This window comes from Saccharopolyspora galaxeae, from assembly GCF_016526145.1.
Classification (GTDB): domain Bacteria; phylum Actinomycetota; class Actinomycetes; order Mycobacteriales; family Pseudonocardiaceae; genus Saccharopolyspora_C; species Saccharopolyspora_C galaxeae.
In genome coordinates this window covers 289,795-309,410 of the sequence record NZ_JADDUE010000008.1, presented here as the reverse complement: position 1 = coordinate 309,410, position 19,616 = coordinate 289,795, and the positions used below count along the sequence as shown (strand labels likewise).

The following is a 19,616-nucleotide window of genomic DNA, read 5'->3' as shown; positions in this document are numbered from 1 at the left end:
GCGGGGGTCAGCTCGCTTCGACAGCTGCGGTCACGTTCCGGCCGCCGAGCCCGAAGGTCACCGTCGCGGGCATGTCGTGGACGCACTCGTCCGCAGCGACCCACGCGTGCAAGAACGCGGCGTAGGCAGGCGCCAGCTCGTCCGGGCCGGTGAATCGCACCTCCGCGACGTCGAGACCGCCGACGACCCAGCGGCCCGCGGGATCCCTGGTCGCCGCCAGCACCGCCGTGGGAAGCCGGGCGAGCGTGCCGCGGATCCATTGCCCCGGATCGGCGCAGCGGCCGTCGTCGAGCAGGATTTCGGCCCACTCCAGCCAACGCCGGGACGTTTCGGACGTGGTCGCCACGAGCACCGCCTCGGGCGGCAGCCGGGTCGCGTCCCGGAGTGATTCGGCCGGAAACCGGGTCACGACAGCGTGATCCCGGCTGTCGCCGAATCCGAGGTGCACGATTTGGCTGATCGGCTCCGCATTCGCAACATCGGGTAGTGGTGCGGTGGTGGTCTCGGCCGGGAACGCAGGTTCGTCGAGTCCGAGGTGGCCGTACACGCTGGAGCGCAACAGCCGCGCCGATTCCCCGGGAACCGACGTGGTGTGCGCGGTGATGGACGAATAGCGCTCCGGATCGTGCGCGGTGATCGTCGATTCGAGCTGAGCAGGCAGCTCGCCGTCCGGGTCTAGTCGCGGTGCGGTCCGCAGCAGCCGGGCGATCGGGGAGGCCGGGTCGACCGCTTCCACCGGAGCGGATGCCAGCAACACCGGAACGCCCAGCGCTGCTGCGTAGAAGGTGACCGAACCGTGGTCGCCGATGGTGAGGTCCGCGGCGACGAGCGCGGCGCGCCAGCCTTCTTCCGGAGGCAGCACGGTGACACCGGCGCGCGTCCATTCGCCGGTCCAGTTCCGGACCTGCCACGGGGTGTGCGCGCACCAGATGTTCGGGTGCAGGGCGACGACGATGCGGTACTCGTCCAGCGGAAGCCGCCGCGCCAGCTGCGAGACCAGCGACGGAAAGCAGCCGTAGAGGGATCGCTCGCCCCAGGTCGAGGAGATCACGAGCACCCGCTGGTCCGGGTGCGCACCGAGGTGCCGCCGGTACGTCTCCCGCAGCGGACGGCTCGCCAGCATCCGGTCGAAGCACGGATCACCGGCGATCAGCGCGATGTCGACGGCCTGCTGGCAGTACTCGCGGAGCCGTTCTCGCTGCTCGGAGTGCGACAGGACCGCCACCGAGGGGATGAGCCTGCCGTCGTGCAGCAACGACGACTCGGAAAGACCGAAGACCGGCTCCGGGCTCCGGGAACCGGGTTGCAATTTATTGTATCCCATGCCGTGCGGCAGAATGAGCAATGGGGCTTGCACATCGTGCAACGGCCCCCCGTAGCTCGCGGCGACCGCGAGGTCGAATTCGCGTTCCACCGCCGCCTGCCAGGTGATCGGCTCAATTCCCCGATCCCGCAGGAATTCCTCGGTCCCTTGGCTGAAGGCGCTGGTCCCGGTGCAGGTGAAGACGGTCTGCACCCGGGAATCGCGCGCCCACAGGCCGAGCACGTCGAACAGCCGGGTCGCCGCGGTCACCGTGTGCACCACCACGAGAACCGTGCGCACCTGCGGAACCGTTCGCCACGAACGCCCTTTCTCGCCCACCAGTACTTCGGCCCACGGCAGCGACCACATGCCCGGCATCCTAACCGTCGCCGTTCACCGACTTCCCCGGTCGACGTGCGAGCCGCGCCGCACCGGGCAGCGAAAATGCAGCGAGAGCCGGGGTGTTCCCCGGCCGCCGACGGGCATGGTGACGACGCCGCCAAGCGTCCGGACATCGTGCTGTGGCCGCGGAACGAACTGACGGCCTTGTTGAACCGTCGTCCGTGGATCGCACGCGAATGCAAGCTCGCCCGCTGACCCGAACCGGTTGGGCGATCACCGTCAGCCGTAGTCGCTGCGCACATCGGTGAAAGGGCCGGTAGTGCGGCCGAGGTTCGCCGGCGGTCGCGGTGCCGACTCGCGCGGCGGCGTGCCGAGCGCCGACCACGCCTTGAGGTGCGGTGCAACGATTCACCTAGGGTGGCCGTATGGCACTCGTCGAACGTTCATTGCTCGGACCTGGACCCACGAACGCCTACCCGGAGGCGACTGCGGGCCTGGCGAGCCCGATGCTGGGGCACCTGGACCCCGAGTTCCTCGCGATGCTGGATGAGACGGGCAGCCGCCTGCGCGCGGTGTGGGGCACCGAGAACGCCCGGACGCTCCCGCTTTCCGGCACCGGCTCGATCGGCATGGAAGCCGCCTTCGTCAACTTCGTGCACCCGGGTGATGTCGTCGTGGTCGCGGTCAACGGCCTGTTCGGCGAGCGGATGTGCGACGTCGCCGCCCGCTACGGCGCCGAGGTCGTGCGCGTGGAGCACACCTGGGGCCAGCCGGTCGACATCGAGCGCGTGCTGGCCGCGCACCCCGGCCCGTCGATCGTCGCCGCCGTGCACGCCGAGACCTCCACGGGTGTGCGCAGCGACATCCGGGCGCTCGGGGCGGCACTGCGGGAGCGCGACGAGCGGACCCTGCTGCTGGCCGACTGCGTGACCTCCATCGGCGGCGAGCAGATCGAACTCGACGCGTGGAACGTGGACATCGCCTACGCGGGCACCCAGAAGTGCCTCGGCGTGCCGCCCGGGCTCGCCCCCTTCACGGTCTCCGAACGGGCCTGGCAGCGGCGGGTCGAGCGGCCGACGACCTGGTACCTGGACCTCGGCCTCATCGGCAACTACGTCACCGGCGGAGCGTCCGGCGGCCGCGCTTACCACCACACCGCGCCCACCGCGATGGTCGCCTCGCTGCACGCCGCGCTCGGGCGCGTCCTGGAGGAGGGGATGCCGGCGGTGGCCGAACGCCACCGCGAAGCCGGTGCGGCGCTGCAGAGCGGCCTGCAGGAGATGGGCCTGGAACTGTTCGCGGCCGAAGGGCACCGGCTGCACCAGCTCACCAGCGTGGTCGTGCCGGAGCAGGTGGACTCCGCCGACGTGCGCAAGCAGCTGCTCAACGATTACGGCATCGAGATCGGCGGCGGTGCGGGCGAGTACGCCAACACGGTGTGGCGCATCGGTCTGATGGGCCCCAACGCGGGCCCGGACCGCGTCGAGGTGCTGCTCGGGACGCTGCGCAAAGTCCTCGGTCGCTGATCCGCGACCGGCCCGCGGTCCGGCCGCCGGAAGGCCGGACCGCGGGTCATGCATCGTTGCGGGCGGAATGGCCGACCCCGGTGGGAGCGTTTCCGCCCGCGATGAAACAGGAGCGACCCATGCGCAACGGAAGGCCGCTGGCCCTGGTCACCGGCGCGTCCAACGGAATCGGCTACGAGCTCGCCGCGCTGTTCGCCCGGCGCGGGTTCGACCTGGTCGCCACCGGGCGCAGCGCCGGCATCGATGCCGCCGCCGAGGAGTTCCGGCGCCTCGGCGCCGGGGTCGAAGCCGTGCGGGCGGACCTGAGCGACCGGGCGGAAGTCGAGAAGGTCTGGCGAGCCGTCGCGGCGACCGACCGGCCGCTGGAGGCGGCCGCGATCAACGCGGGGGTCAGCATCGGCGGCGCCTTCCTCGACAACGACCTCGATCAGGAGCTGAACCTGATCGAGCTGAACGTCAGCTCGGTGGTGCAGCTGGCGAAGCGGGTCGCGACGGCCATGGCCGGGCAGCGCCGGGGCCGGATCTTGATCACGTCATCGGTGTCGGCCACGCTGCCGACGCCGTACGAAACCGTCTACGGACCTTCGCGCGCGTTCACCCGCATGTTCGCCCTCGGGCTCCGGGAAGAGCTGCGCGGCACCGGCGTCAGTGTCACCACCATGCTGCCCGGCGCGACGAACAGCGATTTCCACGCCCGCGCCGGGATGAACAACACCGCATTCGGCCCGAACGCAGGCAAGAACGACAAAGCCGAGGTCGCCCGCCAAGGCTTCGACGCGCTGCTGGCGGGCAAGGCCGAGATAGTCGCGGGGGATGGCGCGACCAAGCGCGAAGCGCTGCTGAACCGCTTCCTGCCCGAACCCCTCAAAGCCGCGCGCCACGCGCGCAAGGCCAAGCCTCGCGACTGAGCCGGCCCGCCGGTCGGCGGCAGCGATGCGGCCCCGTCGGCGGATCGTCGTCCGCCCGAGCGCGCGAATAGAGTTCTGGGCGCCACTGCGCCTCCCTCGGAGGCGAGTGGGCCTCCCTCGACGGCGAGTGGCGAAGGCTCGCGCAGGGCTCAGGTTTCCGCGCGGCCGCGGGTGTCCGGCGCGGTCAGCCACGCGCCCAGTGCGAGCAACGCGGTCAACCCGGTGACCGCGAACGCCGCCTGGTACGACACCGCGTCGGCGAGGACCCCGGTGATCAGCGGCCCGAGGATCGCCCCGACGTCGGCGGCCATCTGGAACGCGGCCAGTACCGGTCCGCCCTTGTTCTTCGTGCCGATCAAGTCGGCCACGGCGGCGTTCTGCGCCGGGTTGAGCAGGCCCGCACCCACCCCGGCGACCAGCGAGGACGCCAAGAACATCGGTATCGAGGTGCTGAAACCCAGTGCCGCGGTGCCGACCGCGGTGACGGCGAGCCCGGTCAGCACCAGCGGTTTGCGCCCGCGGGTGTCGGACAGCCGTCCGGAAATCATGATCACCGCTGCGTTGCCCGCGGCGAACACCGACAGCGCCACGCCCGCCATGGACTGCGTGGAGTGCAGCACTTGGACCACGAACAGCGGGATCAGCGCGATCCGCACGCCGAGCACGGCCCACCCGGTGCTGAAGTTCGACAGCAGCGCGGCCCGGTAGCTGGGCATCCGCAGCGCATCGCCGACGGTCATCGCCGCAGCGTCGCCGGTGACCGGCGCGGCCAGCGTCGAGTTCCGCAGCAGCAGCCAGCCGACGAACGCGGCCAGGAACAGCGCGGCACCGTAGGTCAGGAACGGCAGGCGCAGCGAGAAGCCGACCATGACGCCGCCGACGATCGGCCCGGAGATGTTGCCCAGCAGGAAGCTCGTCGCCCACAGCCCGGAGGCCCGCCCGCGAAGGTGCGGCGGCGCCAGGCGGACCAGCAGCGCCACGGCCGAGACGGTGAACATCGTCGAGCCGGTGCCGCCGAGCGCGCGGAACAGCAGCAGCTGCCAGTACGACCCGGCGAACGCGCAGGCCGCGCTGCTCACTCCGACGATCGAGATGCCCAGGACGTAGATCCGCCGTTCCCCGAACCACGCCACCAGCCGCCCGCTGACCGGCGCGAACGCCAGCCGCATGAGCGCGAAGGCGCTGACGATGAACGAGGCCGCGGTCACGCCGACGTCGAAGGAGGTGGCGAAGGCGGGCAGCGCGGGGGACACGATGCCCATGCCCACCGCGACGATGAAGCTGCCGCACAGCAGCACCCAGATCTCGGCGGGCAACCGGGTTCCGGTGCCGGGGTCGCCGGACGTCCGCGTCGACGAAGCGCCGGACACCGTTCCTCCGATCGTTAGACGAGCAAACCGGTAGGAAAACTTGCCGCACGACGGACAAACAAGTCAACCGCGTTGCACGTGGATACGACGGCCCGGCGCCGGACCTACGAGATCGTCCGTCGTGGGTTCGGTCGGCTGCGCACGACTTCGTCACGTCGTGTTGGTGGTGGCCGCCGGGCCCGGTAGGTTCTCGCGCTTGTGGCCGGGAATGTGTGTGCTGGTGAGAGCCGGGGGCGGCGGTGCCGGTAGGAGCAACGGCGGTCTCCGGGCGGTCCGCGTGGTCGGCGCTGCGGCGCTCGGTCCGTTCGCGGCTGCCGGGCACCCGGCATCCGGCGCGCGTGGTCGCGATGGGTTTCGGTCTGGTGGTGCTGGTCGGCACGGTACTGCTGATGCTGCCTGCGGCCACCGAAACGGGCGAAGCCACGAGCTGGAGCACGGCGCTGTTCACCGCGACATCGGCGGTGTGCGTGACCGGGTTGTACGTGGTCGACACACCGGCGCACTGGTCGACCTTCGGTGAAGTCGTGCTCCTGGGGCTGATCCAGATCGGCGGCTTCGGCATCATGACCTTGGCCTCGTTGCTGGGGCTGCTGGTCACCCGCCGCCTCGGGCTGCGACTGCAACGCAGCGCGCAGACCGAGACCAAGAGCTTCGGGCTCGGTGAAGTGCGCCGCGTGATTTCCGGCGTGGTCGTGCTCAGCCTCGCCGTCGAAGCGCTGACCGCGCTGGTGCTGTTCGCCAGGTTCGCAGGCCACTACGGCGAATCGCTCGGGAACGCGGCTTATCTGGGCGTGTTCCACGCCGTTTCGGCGTTCAACAACGCCGGGTTCGCGTTGTTCTCGGACAGCCTGGTCCGGTATGCGACCGATGCGTGGGTGTGCCTGCCGATCGTGGCGGCGCTGGTGCGCTGCTGATCACCGACGTGCTGATGTTCATCGGCGGCGGCAGCGCCGGTACGGCGGGCGGGATCAAGGTGACCACGTTCGCGCTGCTGGCGTTCGTGATGCTCGCCGAAGTCCGCGGCGAGCCGAACGTGCACGTTCTCGGCCGCAAGCTGCCGCGCGAGGTGCACCGGCAAGCCCTGACGGTGGTCCTGGTCGGCGTCGGCCTGGTCTTCGCCGCCTGCCTGGCGCTGCTGGTGCTCACTCCGTTCTCGCTCGACGCGGTGCTGTTCGAGTCGGTCTCCGCGTTCAGCACCGTGGGGTTGTCGACCGGCATCACCGGCCAGCTGCCGACCGCCGGGCAGCTCATCCTGGTGGTGCTGATGTTCACCGGCCGCGTCGGGCCGATCACCTTGGCTTCCGCTCTCGCGCTGCGGGAACGCACCCGTCGCTACGACCTACCGGAGGAACGTCCCATTGTCGGCTAACAACTCCCGCAGCAATCCCTCGCGCGTGGTCGTGATCGGGCTGGGCCGGTTCGGCGGTTCGCTGTCGGTCGAACTCATCGAACGGGGCACCGAGGTGCTCGCCCTGGACACCCGGCCGCACGTCGTGCAGCAGTTCTCCGATTCGGTCACGCACGCCGCCGTCGCGGACAGCACCGATCCGGAGGCGCTGCGGCAGCTCGCTGTGCCCGACTTCGACCGCGCGGTCGTGGCCATCGGAGACGATCTGGAGGCCAGCATCCTGACGACCTCGCTGCTGGCCGACTTCGAGATCGGGCACATCTGGGCCAAGGCCGTGAGCCGCCAGCACGGGCGCATCCTCGAACGGGTCGGCGCGCACCACGTCGTGCTTCCCGAGCACGACATGGGTGAGCGGGTGGCGCACCTGGTGACCGGCCGGATGCTGGACTACATCGAGTTCGAAGACGACTACGCCATGGTCAAGACCCGCGCCCCCGCCATGGCCGCCGGGCACGCGCTGGGCGAGAGCAAGGTCCGCAGCAAGTACGGAGTCACCGTCGTCGCCATCAAGCGGCCCGGCGCGGACTTCACCTACGCCACCCAGGACACGAGGCTGTACGAGGGCGACATCCTCATCGTTTCCGGTCGGTCCCGCGACGTCGAACGCTTCGCCGACCTCACCTGATGGCGAACCCCTGACGGCGAACCCCTGATGGCGAAACGGAGCGCCGATGAGTTCCACACCGTCCGACGCTGTCCTGCAGCGGCGATTGGGTGCGGTGGACGCGACGCTGATCGGGCTCGGCTCGATGCTCGGTGCCGGAGTGTTCGGCGCCTTCGCGCCCGCGGCCGCCGCGGCGGGTACCGGGCTGCTGCTTGCGTTGGGGATCGCCGGGCTGATCGCCTACTGCAACGCGGTCGCCTCCGCGCAGCTCGCGGCGGTCTACCCGATGGCCGGAGGCACCTACGTCTACGGGCGTGAGCGGTTGGGGCACTGGTGGGGATTCCTCGCCGGCTGGGGATTCGTGATCGGTAAGACCGCGAGTTGCGCGGCGATGGCGCTGACGTTCGCCGCCTACGTCGCGCCCGGTCACGAGCGCGCTGCCGCCGCGGCCGCGGTCGTGCTGCTGGCGGCGGTGAACTACGCCGGGATCACCCGCACCGCGGCGCTGACCCGCGTGCTGCTGGCGGTGGTCGTGATCGTGCTGGTCGTGGTGCTCGCGCTGTCGGCTCCGGCCGGTGAGCCGTCCCGGTTGGCGGACGGATGGTTCCCGCACGTGGCGCTCGGCGTGTTGCAGGCCGCGGGCCTGCTGTTCTTCGCATTCGCCGGGTACGCGCGCATCGCCACCCTCGGTGAGGAGGTCCGCGAGCCCGCGCGCACGATTCCGCGCGCCGTGCTTTCCGCGCTGGCACTGGCCCTGCTCGTGTACGCCGCGGTCGGCGTGGTCCTCCTGCTCGTGCTCGGCCCGCAGCAGCTGGCCGCAGCGTCCGCTCCGCTGGCCCAGGCCTTGACCGCCGCCGGGCACGGACCGCTGGCGGTGCTGGCGCGTCTCGGCGCGGCCGCCGCCAGCCTCGGCGCACTGCTTGCGCTGATCGCCGGTCTCGGCCGCACCACCATGGCGATGGCCAGGGGCAACGACCTGCCCGGGTTCCTCGCCGCGGTCCATCCGCGGCGCCGGGTTCCGCACCACGCCGAAGTCGTCGTCGCCGCGATCGTCGTCGTGCTGGTGCTGACCACGGATCTGCGGGGCGCGATCGGGTTCTCCAGCTTCGGAGTCCTGGTCTACTACGCGATCGCGAACGCCGCGGCGTTCACCCAGCCTGCGCAGCAGCGCCGCTGGCCCCGCGCGATCAACGTCCTCGGCCTGTCCGGCTGCCTGACACTGGCCGCGACCCTGCCGGTGGCTTCCGTGCTGGCCGGGCTGGTGGTGTTCGCCGCCGGTCTGCTGGGCCGGGCGATCATCCGGCGACTCCGCTCCCGCGCCCGGTCGGGCGACACCGAACGCGCGGACTGACGGTTGCGCGACGCCTGATCGACAGCGCCGGTCGGGGTGTCGCGCGGCCAGCCGGAGTGATCAGCGGTCTGCTCATCCGTCATCGCCGCTCGCCGGTGGGTCGGCGTAGATGCCGCGCAAGATGCCGGTGGCCTGGCCGATCTCGATGAGGTAGCCGTCCGGATCGCGCAGGTAGCAGCGGATCTCGGCGTTGCGATCGAGGGGCTCGGTGAGGAACTCGGCGCCCCGGGCTCGGGCGCCCGCGTAAAAGGCGGCGATGTCGGCGACGCGCACGTTGAGGAAGGCCGAGACGGTGTTGGACTGCTCGGGGGTGCGCAGGGTGATGCCGGGCTTGTCGGGTGTTGGGCCGCCGCCCGGGTTCATGATGATCCAGCTGTTGACGACCTGCACCACGCACGGGTTTTCGCGCTAGTGATGTGGTGGGCCGGCGGTGGCAGCGGAGGATGCATCTGAGGCGCCCGCACTCGGCCGCCCCGTCAAGTCTGGTGCCGCTCGGCCAGGTCCTGCAGGAATCGGGGCATCCGGCCGGCGCCGAAGTCGTAGTAGCGCACCCAGTCCGGCGTGATCGCGATTCGTGCCATCTGGCCGTACATCTCGCGGCAGTTCCGCTCGAACTCGGCCGCTGCTTCGGCTTCCATGGTCTTCCTGGCGGCGGCGAGGTACTCCTGGACCACGCCGTCGACGATCTCGACGCTCGCCCGCCCTCGGATCGAAAGAGATCGCGCCTGCTCGGGCGTGTTGCCCGCGTCGATGGCCAGCGCCACTTCGGGGCGAGTCGACAGCGCCGCGACCTTCGGGGCGGTGGTGGCGGTGGCGACCACGAACTGGTCGCCGGTCCAGAAGAATCCGACCGGGACCACTCGCGGTGTTCCGTCCTGCCCGGTGTAGGCGAGGTGGGCGGCCGAAGTGGAGCTGAGCAGCTCCTGCGCGCCGGTCAGGGACAATTCGTTCTCGATGTCTTGTGCCTCCATGCGGGGCATCCTTCCGGTCGCAGGGACAACCGCGGTCGCAGTCGCACCCGGGACGTTGCTGATCAGCGGACACGCGGCATCGGACCCGGCGGAGTTCTGGGCCCACTTCCTCTTACCAGCTCGACCGAAGCCGAGCCACGGAGATGAGGACGGTGCCCGTCCGCCCGATTCCGGGGTGCTCGTTGCGGAGGCGGGCACGGCCACTGCGTGGTTCGCCGCGTCCACGTGACCGCCGATGCCCCGCGGGCAGCTTGGCGCTGAACGAACCGCAACTACTTGACGACCCGTTGAGTGATTGCCATGCTTTGAGTCATGAACGAGTCGAGAACTTCCGGCGATGAATCGCCGTTGACGCCGTCCGCCGCGCTGGGCAACGCCACCGAGGTCGACGCGAAGGCGCGCCGGGTCGCGCGGTGGCCCGCATGGGTGTGGCTGGCCATGGCCGTGACGATGGCGGTGCACCTGATCGGATCACCGCTGGTGCCCGACGGCTGGCCGAGCGTGGTCGTCGGACTTCTTCCGCTGGTCTTCGCCGTGTCCGGGATCATCTACAGCGCCCGGCAGCAAGTGACGAGCAAGCTGCTGAGCCGACTGGTGTGGCCGGTGACCGGAGCATTCGTGGTGCTGGTGTTCGCCGCCGTGCTGCTGCAGAACTTCGTGTTCCCGGAGGGGGCGGTTCCCGGAATCGTCCTCAGTGGACTCCTGCCCGCGATTCCCTGCGTCTACGGCGCCTGGCGGGTGCTCGCGGAATGACCGCACAGCAGCACCCGAGGCACGGGCTGGACGAGACCATCCACTCGCCGACCCGACTGTCGATCATGGCCGCGCTGGTGCCGATGGAACGCATGGACTTCCCGCTGCTGCGCGACACGATCGAGGCCAGCGACTCCCTGCTTTCCAAACACATGACGATCCTGGAGAACGCAGGGTACGTCGAGGTCACCAAGGGTCATGTCGGCAAACGCCCGCGGACCTGGCTCGCGCTCACCGAGCAGGGGCGCGCGGCGTACGCCGCCTATCTCGACGCGCTCCGAGCCCTCGTCGACAGCGACGAAACCTGAGCGGTTTCAACTGGACGCTCGCCTGGTGAGCCGAGTGCGCACCCACGCGGACACGTCGGGCGCGTTCGGCGTGACGATGAGGGATTGCTCGATGACGGGCAGTTCGCCCCGCACGCGCTGCGCGTCGGTGCGCATCACGGCCATATCAGCGCCGACCTGCGCGGCCAGGTCCACCTTGTTGATCACCAGCAGGTCCGCGGTGGTGACGCCCGGCCCGCCCTTGCGCGGCACCTTGTCACCGCCTGCGACGTCCACGACGAAGATCTGCGCGTCCGCCAGGCCGCGGCTGAACACGGCGGTGAGGTTGTCCCCGCCGCTTTCCACGATCACCAGCGCCAGGCCCGGATGCCGCTGCTCGAGCGATTCGACGGCGTCGAGGTTGGCGGTGATGTCGTCGCGGATGGCGGTGTGCGGGCAGGCTCCGGTCCGCACCGCCTCGATCCGGTCGGCCGCGAGCACACCGGTCGAGCGCAGGAAGTCGGCGTCTTCGGTGGTGTAGATGTCGTTGGTGACCACGGCCAACGGGATCTCCCCGCCCAGCGCGCGGCACAGCGCCGCGGTCAGCGCTGTCTTGCCGCTGCCCACCGGACCGCCGATGCCCAGCCGGAACGGCCGGTCCGCGCCGGATGCCGTGTCGTGCGGGTCGGGCCCGGCGAAGCCGGGGTCGAGCGAGTGGGCGTGTCCGTGGCCGGTGGTGCTCATTCGGGACCTCCTCGCGGTTTTCGCCCGTACGGGCGCCTGGCGATCAGGACGCGAACAGCCGTACTTCGTCCTGCTGGCGGCGTTCGTGGGCTTCGGCGAACAGTTCGAGCGCGGGCGCGCTCGACGCGGGCAGTTCGGCCGGGTCGGCGCCCGCGAACGCCGCCGCCCGGTCGGCGAGCTCGTCGAGTTCGGCGGCCAGCCCGGCAAGGACGCCGTTGACCACCAGCGGGTCCAACCCGAGTAGCCGCACGGCAGCCGACGACGGTCCGCTGATCGTCAGGTAACCGGCCGCCAGCGCTGCGTCCCGCGGCGCGGTTCCGCCGCCTGCGGCCAGCGCGCCGAGCACCAGGGGGTGATGCGGACGCGGACTCACCGCCAGCAGGCGGTCCAGCGCCGCCGAAGGCCATGCGATTCGTCCGGAGCGGGCGGTTCCGCGGCCCTGCGCGCGGGAGGCCGAGCGTTGCGCGGGCGACGGGGTGCGCGCGTCGAACTCCGCGTCAAGGGCCCGCCAGTGCCCGTGCGGGGCCGACCGCAACGCGGCATGTGCCGCCGCGGCGGCGAAGGCTCCTTGCACCGAGCCGGTGGTGCGCAACCGGCCGGACAAGAACTCCCGCAGGTTCGACACGTCCGTCACCAGCCCCTGCCTTGCGGCTTCCTCGACGCCCCCCGAGTGCACGTGCCCGCCGCCGGGAAACCGCGCGTCCGCGAGCGCGAGCACGGCAAGACCCGCCATTTCGCGCCACCTCCCATCGACGCCGCACACTGCGCCGTCGGACGGCCGGTCGCGGGCGGCACGGCCGCAGCACCACGATGGGGCGGGCGCACCACCAGCGCACTCCGGACCGGTGCGGTCACGACCGCCCCAGGATCCGCGTGAGCGCGGCGGCCAGTTTCCGGGTCAACGTGGCGGTGTCCGGGGCGAGAGCGGTCGCTGCGACACCGGGACCGCGCAGCGGCATGATCGCGAAGTCCTGGTCCCCGCCTGCCGAGTGCTGCGCGTCGGCGTCGACCAGCAGCAGCGAGCCCACGCTGCGCTGCCCGCCGGTGATGGCAGGTCCGCAGCCGTCGGAGAGGCCGGGACCGACCGCGAGTTCCTGGTCGAACAGCGGTCTGCCGCCGAGCCGCACCCGGACCCGCTGGCGCAGCGCGCCGGATCGCTCGCCGCAACGTCCGAACAAGGACTGTTCCCGCAGGAGCAACCGGGATCCGGGCTCGAGCGCGATGCGCACGTCGGCGCGATGCAGACAACCGCGTGCGGCGATGACCAGCTGCGGCAGCCAGGCCAGCGTCGCGCCGGGGCCGACCGCGATGTCGACCTCGGTATGCGACTGCTCGCCGCGCGGGCCCGGTAGCAGCAGCGTGGGGGAGACCTCCCCGAGCACGAGTGCGCTGCCCGCTCCCACGTCGATCCGGAGATGTTGCCGATCCCCGCCGATCGGCCCCGCCGCCGCGGCGGCTTGGTGCACCTGCGCCGGAACGGCGTCGCGGGAGGACCAGCGGGCGATCGTCCCGTCGTCCAGCGGCAGCGTGGGGCGCAGCATCAGCGGCCAGTCGGAACGCAAGCCGCAGATGCGGGTGTGCGGCCGCCCGCCGCGGACGAGCTCGGTGCCCAGGCGGGCATGGACCCGCTTCACCGGACGGTCCCCGCGGGCGCAGTGCGGACGAGCTCGCGCGCGGCGTCTCGGGTGCACATCGCCTGCAACCTCCCCGCAGGTCAGAACAGGAAGTAGCGCTGAGCCATCGGCAGGTCGGCCGCCGGTTCGTGGTCCACTTCGGCACCGTCGATGCGGACCGCGAACGTGTCCGGGTCGACCTGGATCTCCGGCACCGCCTCGTTCTCCGGCAGCGCGGCCTTGGTCCTGCCCCGCATGTTCTCGACCGGCACCAGCTTGCGCTCGACGTTGAGCCGGTCCGCGAGTCGATCTTCGATCGCGGCCGGGGCCACGAACGCCACGCTGGTCGCCGCTGCCGCGCGGGTGTGCGCGTTGTATCCGAGCCGGGGCAGGACCGGTTGCGGCGTCGGCACGGCGGCGTTCGGGTCGCCGAGTATCGCCGAGGCGATCATCCCGCCTTTGAACACCGCGGTGGGCCGCACGCCGAACAGCGCCGGTTCCCAGAGCACCAGGTCGGCGAGCTTGCCCGGCTCGACCGAACCGACCTCCCGCTCGAGCCCGTGGATCACCGAGGGCACGATCGTGTACTTGGCGACGTAGCGGCGGGCGCGGTGGTTGTCGGCGCGATCGTCCCCGGGCAGCGAGCCGCGCAGCTGCTTCATCGCGTGCGCGGTCTGCCAGGTGCGCCGCACGACTTCGCCGAGCCGCCCCATCGCCTGGGCATCGGAGGACATCGCCGAGATCGCGCCGATGTCCTGCAGGATGTCCTCGGCGGCCATCGTGGACGCCCGCACCCGGCTTTCGGCGAAGGCCAGTTCCGCGGGCACGCGCGGATTCAGGTGGTGCGCGATCAGGCAGATGTCGAGCTGCTCGTCCGCGGTGTTGACGGTGAACGGCCGGGTCGGTGTCGTCGACGACGGCAGCACGTGGGGCTCACCGGCGATGCGGATGATGTCCGGGGCGTGCCCGCCGCCCGCTCCCTCGGTGTGGAAGGCGTGGAAGTTGCGGCCGCCCACGGTGCGCAGCAGGTCTTCGACGAACCCTGCTTCGTTGAGGGTGTCGCTGTGGATCGCCACCTGCACTCCGGCCGCGTCCGCGACGGTGAGCGCGGTGTTGATCACCGCGGGCGTGGCGCCCCAGTCCTCGTGGCATTTGAACCCGCCGACCCCGGAACGCAACTGCTCCCAGAGCGCCTCTTCGGACACGGTGCTGCCCCGGCCGAGGAACAGGACGTTGAGCGGCCACGGGTCGAAGCCTTCGAGCATCCGCTGCATCCACCACCCGGCCGGAGTGGCCAGCGCGGCCTTCGAACCGTCGGTCGGGCCGGTTCCGCCACCGGCGACCGTCGTGGTGCCCGCTTCGAGCGCGACCACCGACATCTCCGGGGACACGAAGTGCACGTGCGTGTCGACGGTGCCCGCGGTCATGATCAGCCCGCTGCCGTTGACCATCTCGGTGGCCGGGCCCACGACCAGGTCCGGGTGCACGCCGTCCATCACGTCGGGATTGCCGCACTTGCCGAGCGCGACGATGCGGCCGTTGCGGATGCCGACGTCGGTCTTGACCACGCCCCAGTGGTCGAGCACGACCACTCCGCCGATCACCAGGTCCGGGGTTCCTTCGGCGCGGGTGGCGTGCGACTGGCCTTGGGACTCGCGGCCGCTCTTGCCGCCGCCGAAGACCGTTTCGTCCCCGCCGGCGCACCGGTCCTGCTCCACTTCGACGAACAGGTCGGTGTCGGCCAGCCGGAGCCGGTCGCCGGTCGTCGGTCCCAGTGACGCCACGTACCGCTGGCGGTCGATCTCAGCCATCGAGCGCACCACCCGCCAGGCCGCGCAGTCCGCGCACGATCCGCCGACCGGCCAGCGGCACCAGTTCGACCTCCACCGTGGCGCCCGGATCGAAGCGCACCATGCCTCCGGCGAGCATGTTCATCCGGTGGCCCCAAGCCGCTTCCCGGTCGAACTCGAGCGCGGCGTTGGTCTCCGCGAAGTGGTAGTGCGAACCCACGCTGATCGGCCGGTCGGCCGTGTTGACCACGGAAACCGTGCGCACCGGCCGTCCCGCGTTGATCTCGACGGGCTGCTCGCCGTAGATGATCTGCCCCGGTGCTCCGCCGGATTCGCTGGATTCGACACCCGGCTGCACCAGACCCGTCGCGCGGCCCTTTCCCGCACCGGGCGCGATCTCCTTGCCCGTTCCCGGCCGCTGCTGCTTCCCGGTCACCGGATCGGCTCCTGCACCGAGATCAGCTTGGTGCCGTCCGGGAACGTCGCCTCGATCTGCACCTGGGTGAGCATTTCCGGTACCCCGTCGAGCACATCGGCGCGGCCCAGCACGTCCCGGCCCGCCTCCTGCAGATCCGCCTTCGTCCGCCCGTCCCGGGCGCCTTCGAGCAAGAACCAGGTCAGCACCGCGGTGGCTTCGGGCAGGTTCAACAGCAATCCGCGTTCTTTGCGTTCCAATGCGAGCTTGGCGGCCGTGTAGATGGTCAACCGTTCCCGCTCTTGCAAGCTCAGCAGCACCGCGACCTCCCGATCGGGCCTGATGTCGGAAGCCGGCTCCGCCGTTGAAACTTCCGCGTGCACCGGACTCGCAGCCGTATTCGGCATCCCCGGCTGCGCTACTCGGACGGGCCTGAGACTGGCAGCACGGCCGAAGCCGCGCCAGCCGAGCGCTTCGGGGTCGTCGAAGCCATGAACCGGGCGGGGGCCACGGATCCCTCGATCTTGTGGATCATGGCGCAACCTGTGCCGGTGCGGGACGTCCTTCTCGGCAGAAGGATGACCACACGCGCCTGTGCGCTTACCTGCAAGGAATCTCGATGAGGCGAACACTGCTCCTGGCGGCGGCCGGAGCGATGGTATTGGTGGCGGCTCTTTTCGGTGCGTACGCAGTGGGGTCCGGCGGATTGTCCGGCTTCCGATCCGTCGATGGCGCCTCCGCGAACGCGAGCGGCGCGAAGCCGGCCGGCACGGCGCTGGGAGATCAGCAGGCGCAATACCCGTGGGCGATTCGCCTGCAGCATTCCGGCGAGGCCAACGGCAGAATTCTCGCCACGCACACGAGTTTCGTGAACGGCCGCGCCGAAGACCCCGTCTTCGAGAGCACCGACGACGGCAAGACCTTCTCCCGCATCGGCATCATGGCCCCGGGCATGTCGTCGGAGAACTTGTGCTGCACCAGCCTTTTCGAGCTGCCGAAGCAGATCGGTGAGCTGCCCGCGGGCACCCTGTTGTGGTCGGGTTCGGCCAACGACAAGGACCGCCCCATGTCGCTGCCGATCTGGCGCAGCGACGACCACGGTCGCACTTGGTCGCACCTGTCGACCTGCGCGACGTCGCCGAACAACGAGGGTGGCGTCTGGGAACCGACGTTCTCCGTCGACGATTCCGGGAAGCTCAACTGCTACTTCTCCGACGAGTCGGACTCGGCGCACAGTCAGCAGGTGATGCGTTCGTCCTCTTCGGACGGTGTCAACTGGGGACCGCCGCAAAAGGTGGTGTCCCTGCCGGATCGCAACGCTCGTCCCGGGATGCCGGTGGTCGATCAACTTCCCGACGGCCGCTACTTCATGACCTACGAGATCTGCACCACTTCCGGCCCGGACTGCCAGGTGAAGTCCCGGACCTCGCCGGACGGTCGCAACTGGGGCGACCCGGCCGAGCCCGGTACCGCGATCGTCGAAACGGAGGGCCGGAAACCGGGGCACACGCCGAAATTCGCGGTCACTTCGGACGGACGCATCGTGCTGTCCGGCATGACCTTGCACAACGCTGACGGTTCCCTCGCCGCGGACAACGGCAAGGTCCTGCTGGTCAACAGCTCCGGCGGTGAAGGCCGTTGGGAAGAGGTCCCGGCCCCGGTCGCGGCCGTAGAGCCCGACCGCGACATCGGAGCGTGCAACAACTACAGCCCTGCGCTGGTCCCGGTAGGCGACGACGGGAACTCCGTCCTGGAGATCACCACCCGCGAGGAGTCCGGAACCTGCCGAGCCGTCTACGGCTCAGCTGAAGCGACGCCATGAAAGCCGACCGCTGCCACCACCGGTGTGCAGGTCGAACCCGAGACCCGGTGTTGGCGGTTACCCGCCACTGCCGGCACCGGGGTGCGCCTCCGGCCTAGCCTCCGGGCGTATTCACCTTGGTCATTCGGAAATGGCCGATGCGGAGGAGCCGATATGCCCAGGTTTTCGACAACGACCGCACTCGCCGGTGCAGCGGCCGCGTTTCTACTGGTGGCGGGCGCCCCGGTGGCAGGCGCGGTTTCCGGCGAAGCTGCCGCACCACACGTCGTCACCTACGACGCGAGTCAGGCCGAGGAGTTCCAGGGCGCCGTCGACGAGGCTGCTCAGGTGTGGAACGGCCAGCTGTCCAACGTGAAGTTGGAGAAGGCCAGCGATGGCCAGGCCGACCTGACCGTGCTCGCCGATGACAACTGGCCGCGCGCCCAGACCGATTCGCTCGGCGTCGGCACGGTGTGGATCGGGCGCGCGGCGGTCGAGGAAGGGCACCACATCCCGCGCATCACCACCCACGAGATCGGGCACATCCTCGGGCTGCCGGACGATCGGACCGGCGTCTGCGCCGACCTCATGTCCGGTGCCAGCGCCGGGACCGGCTGCAAGAACAACCTCCCCAACCCGGACGAGAAGGCCGAGGTCGACGAGAACTTCGCGCAGGGCGCGGTGATCCAGCCGCGGCTGTTCACCGAGGAGCCGGTTCTCGCGGCCGGCTGACACCACCGCCGGGCGCTCCTGCCGCGACTCGGCGCGGTGGGATTCGCCCGGCGGTTTCCTCTCGCTTCGCGGAACACCGGCCTTCCGGTCGGAACCGGCGAAGCACGCGGTTTGCTGTGCTGCGAGTCACCTTCAGCGGAGCGCGCTACGACGCGAATGCCACGATCGTTAGCGAAGCTTAGGAAGAGTGGAGGTTGCGATCGTGGTCAACGCGAACCAGCAGTGGGACATCGTCACCAGCGTCGGCCTCACCGCGCTCGGCGTGGCCGCGGCGCGGGCCGTGGAGACCGGCCGGGACGGCGCGCTGGTCCGGGACCGCTTCGCCGAACCGTTCGTGCGCGCGGCCAACCCGCCCCATCCGATGCCGACGAGCCCGCAAGACCCTGCCTCGGCCGATGGTCATTGGGCGTGGATGGCCGACTTCCTCGCGGTGCGCTCCCGCTACTTCGACGAGTACTTCGCCGAGGCCGGTCGCTCCGGCGTTCGCCAGCTGGTGCTGCTGGCCGCCGGGCTCGATTCGCGGTCGTTCCGCCTCGACTGGCCCGCAGGCAGCCGGGTCTTCGAGGTCGACCAGCCCAAGGTGCTGGAGTTCAAGGACCGGGTGCTCGCCGAGCAGGGCGCGCAGCCTGCCTCCGAGCGCCGCATCGTCGACACCGACCTGCGGGAGGACTGGACGAGTGCGCTCACCGCGGCCGGGTTCGACCCCTCGGTCCCGACCGCATGGCTGGTCGAGGGGCTGACGCCGTACCTGCCCGCCGCGGCCGAGCAGCAGTTGTTCGCCGAGATCGATCGGCTGTCCGCGCCGGGCAGCCGTGTCGGCGTGGAGTGGGTGCACGACGTCGCCGCCATGCTGGAAGAACCGGCGTTCCGGCCCTCCGCCGAGCTGCTCGGGGTGGACCTGGCCGAGCTCTGGAGCACCGAGCCCCGTGTCCCGGCCGATGAGCGGCTGCGCGGCCTGGGCTGGGCGATGCGATCCGAAACGCTCGCGGAGGCCGGTGCGCGTTACGGGCGCGCCTTCGACTCCGCGGAGGGCCGCCTGATCGGCGAGCACGGCAGGCTCGGCATCGCCGAGCGCTGATTCGCGGTTCGGTCTCGGCAGCGCTGCGGCCGCCGAGCCCGATTTGGTGCCGCTGTTGCGGGCAAGTGTGCAGCACCGTTGTTGAACCGGCAGTATTTCACCGGTTGAAATAGTTGCTAAGCTCGCCAGCATGGTGACTTGGCAGGGCTCGCCGCAGCAGCGCGCCTGGCGGCCTTACATCGAGGCGAGCCTGCTGCTGGAGACCCGGCTCGACGAAGACCTGCGGGCCGCTGCCGGGATGAGCCTGATGGACTACCACGTGTTGCTGGTGCTCTCGGAGAGTCCGGCGCACCGGTTGCGGATGGGGGAGCTGGCCGCGCGGCTGGTGTTCTCGCCGAGCCGGCTGACGTACCAGGTGAAGGTGCTGGAGCGGCGCGGCTGGGTGCTGCGGCAACCGGCGCCGGAGGACGGGCGGGTCAACAACGCGGTGCTGACCGCGACCGGACTCGAAGCGTTGCGCGCGGCGGATCGCCATCACGTCGCGACGGTGCAGGCGCTGTTCACCGATGATCTCGGCGAGGGCGAGCTGGACGTGCTCGCCGGTGTGTTCAGCCGCCTGCGGTCCCGCCTGCACGGCTCGGGCGGGCAGGTGGATGGCCCGGACTCCTGACCTCCCGCACGACCCGGCTTCGGCGTGGCGT

General features: G+C 70.6%; 22 protein-coding genes. 12 read left to right on the top strand and 10 right to left on the bottom strand.

Going from position 1 to position 19,616, the window contains the following annotated elements:
• Window positions 1-7 precede the first annotated feature (7 nt).
• Complete coding sequence (locus INP57_RS19995) at window positions 8-1,672, bottom strand: hypothetical protein (RefSeq protein ID WP_200071796.1); 1,665 nt, start codon at window positions 1,670-1,672, stop codon at window positions 8-10.
• Between the two features lie 398 nt (window positions 1,673-2,070).
• Between INP57_RS19995 and INP57_RS19990 the strand changes: the two genes are divergently transcribed.
• A complete protein-coding gene (locus tag INP57_RS19990; RefSeq protein WP_200071795.1) occupies window positions 2,071-3,171 on the top strand; it encodes a pyridoxal-phosphate-dependent aminotransferase family protein in 1,101 nt (366 codons plus the stop codon).
• A gap of 119 nt (window positions 3,172-3,290) precedes the next feature.
• Entirely contained in the window at window positions 3,291-4,079 is a 789-nt protein-coding gene (locus INP57_RS19985) for an SDR family NAD(P)-dependent oxidoreductase (protein ID WP_200071794.1), read from the top strand.
• Between the two features lie 149 nt (window positions 4,080-4,228).
• On the opposite strand, the gene INP57_RS19980 is transcribed toward INP57_RS19985, so the two are convergent.
• Window positions 4,229-5,449, bottom strand: a complete 1,221-nt coding sequence (locus tag INP57_RS19980) for an MFS transporter (protein ID WP_307850182.1) — start codon at window positions 5,447-5,449, stop codon at window positions 4,229-4,231.
• A gap of 239 nt (window positions 5,450-5,688) precedes the next feature.
• Between INP57_RS19980 and INP57_RS30645 the strand changes: the two genes are divergently transcribed.
• The 4 genes from INP57_RS30645 to INP57_RS19965 are packed head-to-tail and all read left to right on the top strand — an operon-like array spanning window position 5,689 to window position 8,812.
• Window positions 5,689-6,363, top strand: a complete 675-nt coding sequence (locus INP57_RS30645) for a potassium transporter TrkG (protein WP_445326516.1) — start codon at window positions 5,689-5,691, stop codon at window positions 6,361-6,363.
• Window positions 6,327-6,818 (top strand): potassium transporter TrkG, encoded by a 492-nt coding sequence (locus INP57_RS30640; protein WP_445326515.1) that lies wholly within the window; start codon window positions 6,327-6,329, stop codon window positions 6,816-6,818. Before INP57_RS30645 ends, INP57_RS30640 begins: the two co-directional genes overlap by 37 nt.
• On the top strand, window positions 6,808-7,482 hold the full coding sequence (locus tag INP57_RS19970; RefSeq protein ID WP_233627900.1) for a potassium channel family protein: 675 nt from the start codon (window positions 6,808-6,810) through the stop codon (window positions 7,480-7,482). The genes INP57_RS30640 and INP57_RS19970 overlap by 11 nt, the downstream gene beginning before the upstream one ends.
• A 46-nt stretch (window positions 7,483-7,528) precedes the next feature.
• The gene (locus INP57_RS19965; protein ID WP_200071793.1) at window positions 7,529-8,812 is read left to right on the top strand and encodes an APC family permease; all 1,284 of its coding nucleotides are present in this window, start codon (window positions 7,529-7,531) and stop codon (window positions 8,810-8,812) included.
• Window positions 8,813-8,884: 72 nt separating this feature from the next.
• Here INP57_RS19965 and INP57_RS19960 read toward each other — a convergent pair whose 3' ends face one another.
• Both INP57_RS19960 and INP57_RS19955 read right to left on the bottom strand, forming a co-directional pair.
• Window positions 8,885-9,205: a VOC family protein gene (locus INP57_RS19960; RefSeq protein ID WP_307850181.1), complete on the bottom strand. Its 321-nt coding sequence runs from the start codon at window positions 9,203-9,205 to the stop codon at window positions 8,885-8,887.
• 83 nt (window positions 9,206-9,288) lie between these two features.
• Window positions 9,289-9,783 (bottom strand): pyridoxamine 5'-phosphate oxidase family protein, encoded by a 495-nt coding sequence (locus tag INP57_RS19955; RefSeq protein ID WP_200071792.1) that lies wholly within the window; start codon window positions 9,781-9,783, stop codon window positions 9,289-9,291.
• A 312-nt stretch (window positions 9,784-10,095) separates the two neighbouring features.
• On the opposite strand from INP57_RS19955, the gene INP57_RS19950 reads away from it, so the two are divergent.
• The gene (locus tag INP57_RS19950; protein ID WP_200071791.1) at window positions 10,096-10,536 is read left to right on the top strand and encodes a hypothetical protein; all 441 of its coding nucleotides are present in this window, start codon (window positions 10,096-10,098) and stop codon (window positions 10,534-10,536) included.
• The gene (locus tag INP57_RS19945; RefSeq protein ID WP_200071790.1) at window positions 10,533-10,844 is read left to right on the top strand and encodes a winged helix-turn-helix domain-containing protein; all 312 of its coding nucleotides are present in this window, start codon (window positions 10,533-10,535) and stop codon (window positions 10,842-10,844) included. The genes INP57_RS19950 and INP57_RS19945 overlap by 4 nt, the downstream gene beginning before the upstream one ends.
• A 6-nt stretch (window positions 10,845-10,850) precedes the next feature.
• Here the strand turns inward: INP57_RS19945 and ureG are convergent, their stop codons facing one another.
• The 6 genes from ureG to INP57_RS19915 form a co-directional block, all read right to left on the bottom strand.
• Window positions 10,851-11,546, bottom strand: a complete 696-nt coding sequence (gene ureG, locus INP57_RS19940; protein ID WP_200071789.1) for an urease accessory protein UreG — start codon at window positions 11,544-11,546, stop codon at window positions 10,851-10,853.
• Between the two features lie 43 nt (window positions 11,547-11,589).
• Window positions 11,590-12,279 carry an urease accessory protein UreF gene (locus tag INP57_RS19935; protein ID WP_200071788.1) on the bottom strand — a complete coding sequence of 230 codons (690 nt, stop codon included), beginning with the start codon at window positions 12,277-12,279 and terminating at the stop codon, window positions 11,590-11,592.
• Between the two features lie 118 nt (window positions 12,280-12,397).
• Window positions 12,398-13,180 (bottom strand): urease accessory protein UreD, encoded by a 783-nt coding sequence (locus INP57_RS19930; RefSeq protein ID WP_200071787.1) that lies wholly within the window; start codon window positions 13,178-13,180, stop codon window positions 12,398-12,400.
• A gap of 80 nt (window positions 13,181-13,260) precedes the next feature.
• Window positions 13,261-14,970, bottom strand: coding sequence for an urease subunit alpha (locus tag INP57_RS19925; RefSeq protein WP_200071786.1), 1,710 nt, complete (start codon window positions 14,968-14,970; stop codon window positions 13,261-13,263).
• Window positions 14,963-15,307, bottom strand: a complete 345-nt coding sequence (locus INP57_RS19920; protein ID WP_200071858.1) for an urease subunit beta — start codon at window positions 15,305-15,307, stop codon at window positions 14,963-14,965. The genes INP57_RS19925 and INP57_RS19920 overlap by 8 nt, the downstream gene beginning before the upstream one ends.
• 74 nt (window positions 15,308-15,381) lie before the next feature.
• Window positions 15,382-15,684 (bottom strand): urease subunit gamma, encoded by a 303-nt coding sequence (locus INP57_RS19915; protein ID WP_200071785.1) that lies wholly within the window; start codon window positions 15,682-15,684, stop codon window positions 15,382-15,384.
• Between the two features lie 299 nt (window positions 15,685-15,983).
• Between INP57_RS19915 and INP57_RS19910 the strand changes: the two genes are divergently transcribed.
• From INP57_RS19910 to INP57_RS19895, 4 genes are all read left to right on the top strand, one after another.
• The gene (locus INP57_RS19910; RefSeq protein WP_200071784.1) at window positions 15,984-17,186 is read left to right on the top strand and encodes a sialidase family protein; all 1,203 of its coding nucleotides are present in this window, start codon (window positions 15,984-15,986) and stop codon (window positions 17,184-17,186) included.
• Window positions 17,187-17,339: 153 nt separating this feature from the next.
• The gene (locus INP57_RS19905) at window positions 17,340-17,897 is read left to right on the top strand and encodes a snapalysin family zinc-dependent metalloprotease (RefSeq protein WP_200071783.1); all 558 of its coding nucleotides are present in this window, start codon (window positions 17,340-17,342) and stop codon (window positions 17,895-17,897) included.
• A gap of 187 nt (window positions 17,898-18,084) precedes the next feature.
• Window positions 18,085-18,975 carry a class I SAM-dependent methyltransferase gene (locus tag INP57_RS19900; RefSeq protein WP_200071782.1) on the top strand — a complete coding sequence of 297 codons (891 nt, stop codon included), beginning with the start codon at window positions 18,085-18,087 and terminating at the stop codon, window positions 18,973-18,975.
• Window positions 18,976-19,105: 130 nt separating this feature from the next.
• A complete protein-coding gene (locus INP57_RS19895) occupies window positions 19,106-19,585 on the top strand; it encodes a MarR family winged helix-turn-helix transcriptional regulator (protein WP_200071781.1) in 480 nt (159 codons plus the stop codon).
• The last annotated feature ends 31 nt before the right edge of the window (window positions 19,586-19,616 follow it).

Bases quoted from the DNA above. Each gene is read 5' to 3' on its own strand.
- INP57_RS19995 (WP_200071796.1), bottom strand. From the start codon at position 1,672: ATGTGGTCGCTGCCGTGGGCCGAAGTACTGGTGGGCGAGAAAGGGCGT.
- INP57_RS19990 (WP_200071795.1), top strand. From the start codon at position 2,071: ATGGCACTCGTCGAACGTTCATTGCTCGGACCTGGACCCACGAACGCC.
- INP57_RS19985 (WP_200071794.1), top strand. From the start codon at position 3,291: ATGCGCAACGGAAGGCCGCTGGCCCTGGTCACCGGCGCGTCCAACGGA.
- INP57_RS19965 (WP_200071793.1), top strand. From the start codon at position 7,529: ATGAGTTCCACACCGTCCGACGCTGTCCTGCAGCGGCGATTGGGTGCG.
- INP57_RS19955 (WP_200071792.1), bottom strand. From the start codon at position 9,783: ATGGAGGCACAAGACATCGAGAACGAATTGTCCCTGACCGGCGCGCAG.
- INP57_RS19950 (WP_200071791.1), top strand. From the start codon at position 10,096: ATGAACGAGTCGAGAACTTCCGGCGATGAATCGCCGTTGACGCCGTCC.
- INP57_RS19945 (WP_200071790.1), top strand. From the start codon at position 10,533: ATGACCGCACAGCAGCACCCGAGGCACGGGCTGGACGAGACCATCCAC.
- ureG (WP_200071789.1), bottom strand. From the start codon at position 11,546: ATGAGCACCACCGGCCACGGACACGCCCACTCGCTCGACCCCGGCTTC.
- INP57_RS19935 (WP_200071788.1), bottom strand. From the start codon at position 12,279: ATGGCGGGTCTTGCCGTGCTCGCGCTCGCGGACGCGCGGTTTCCCGGC.
- INP57_RS19925 (WP_200071786.1), bottom strand. From the start codon at position 14,970: ATGGCTGAGATCGACCGCCAGCGGTACGTGGCGTCACTGGGACCGACG.
- INP57_RS19910 (WP_200071784.1), top strand. From the start codon at position 15,984: ATGAGGCGAACACTGCTCCTGGCGGCGGCCGGAGCGATGGTATTGGTG.
- INP57_RS19905 (WP_200071783.1), top strand. From the start codon at position 17,340: ATGCCCAGGTTTTCGACAACGACCGCACTCGCCGGTGCAGCGGCCGCG.
- INP57_RS19895 (WP_200071781.1), top strand. From the start codon at position 19,106: ATGGTGACTTGGCAGGGCTCGCCGCAGCAGCGCGCCTGGCGGCCTTAC.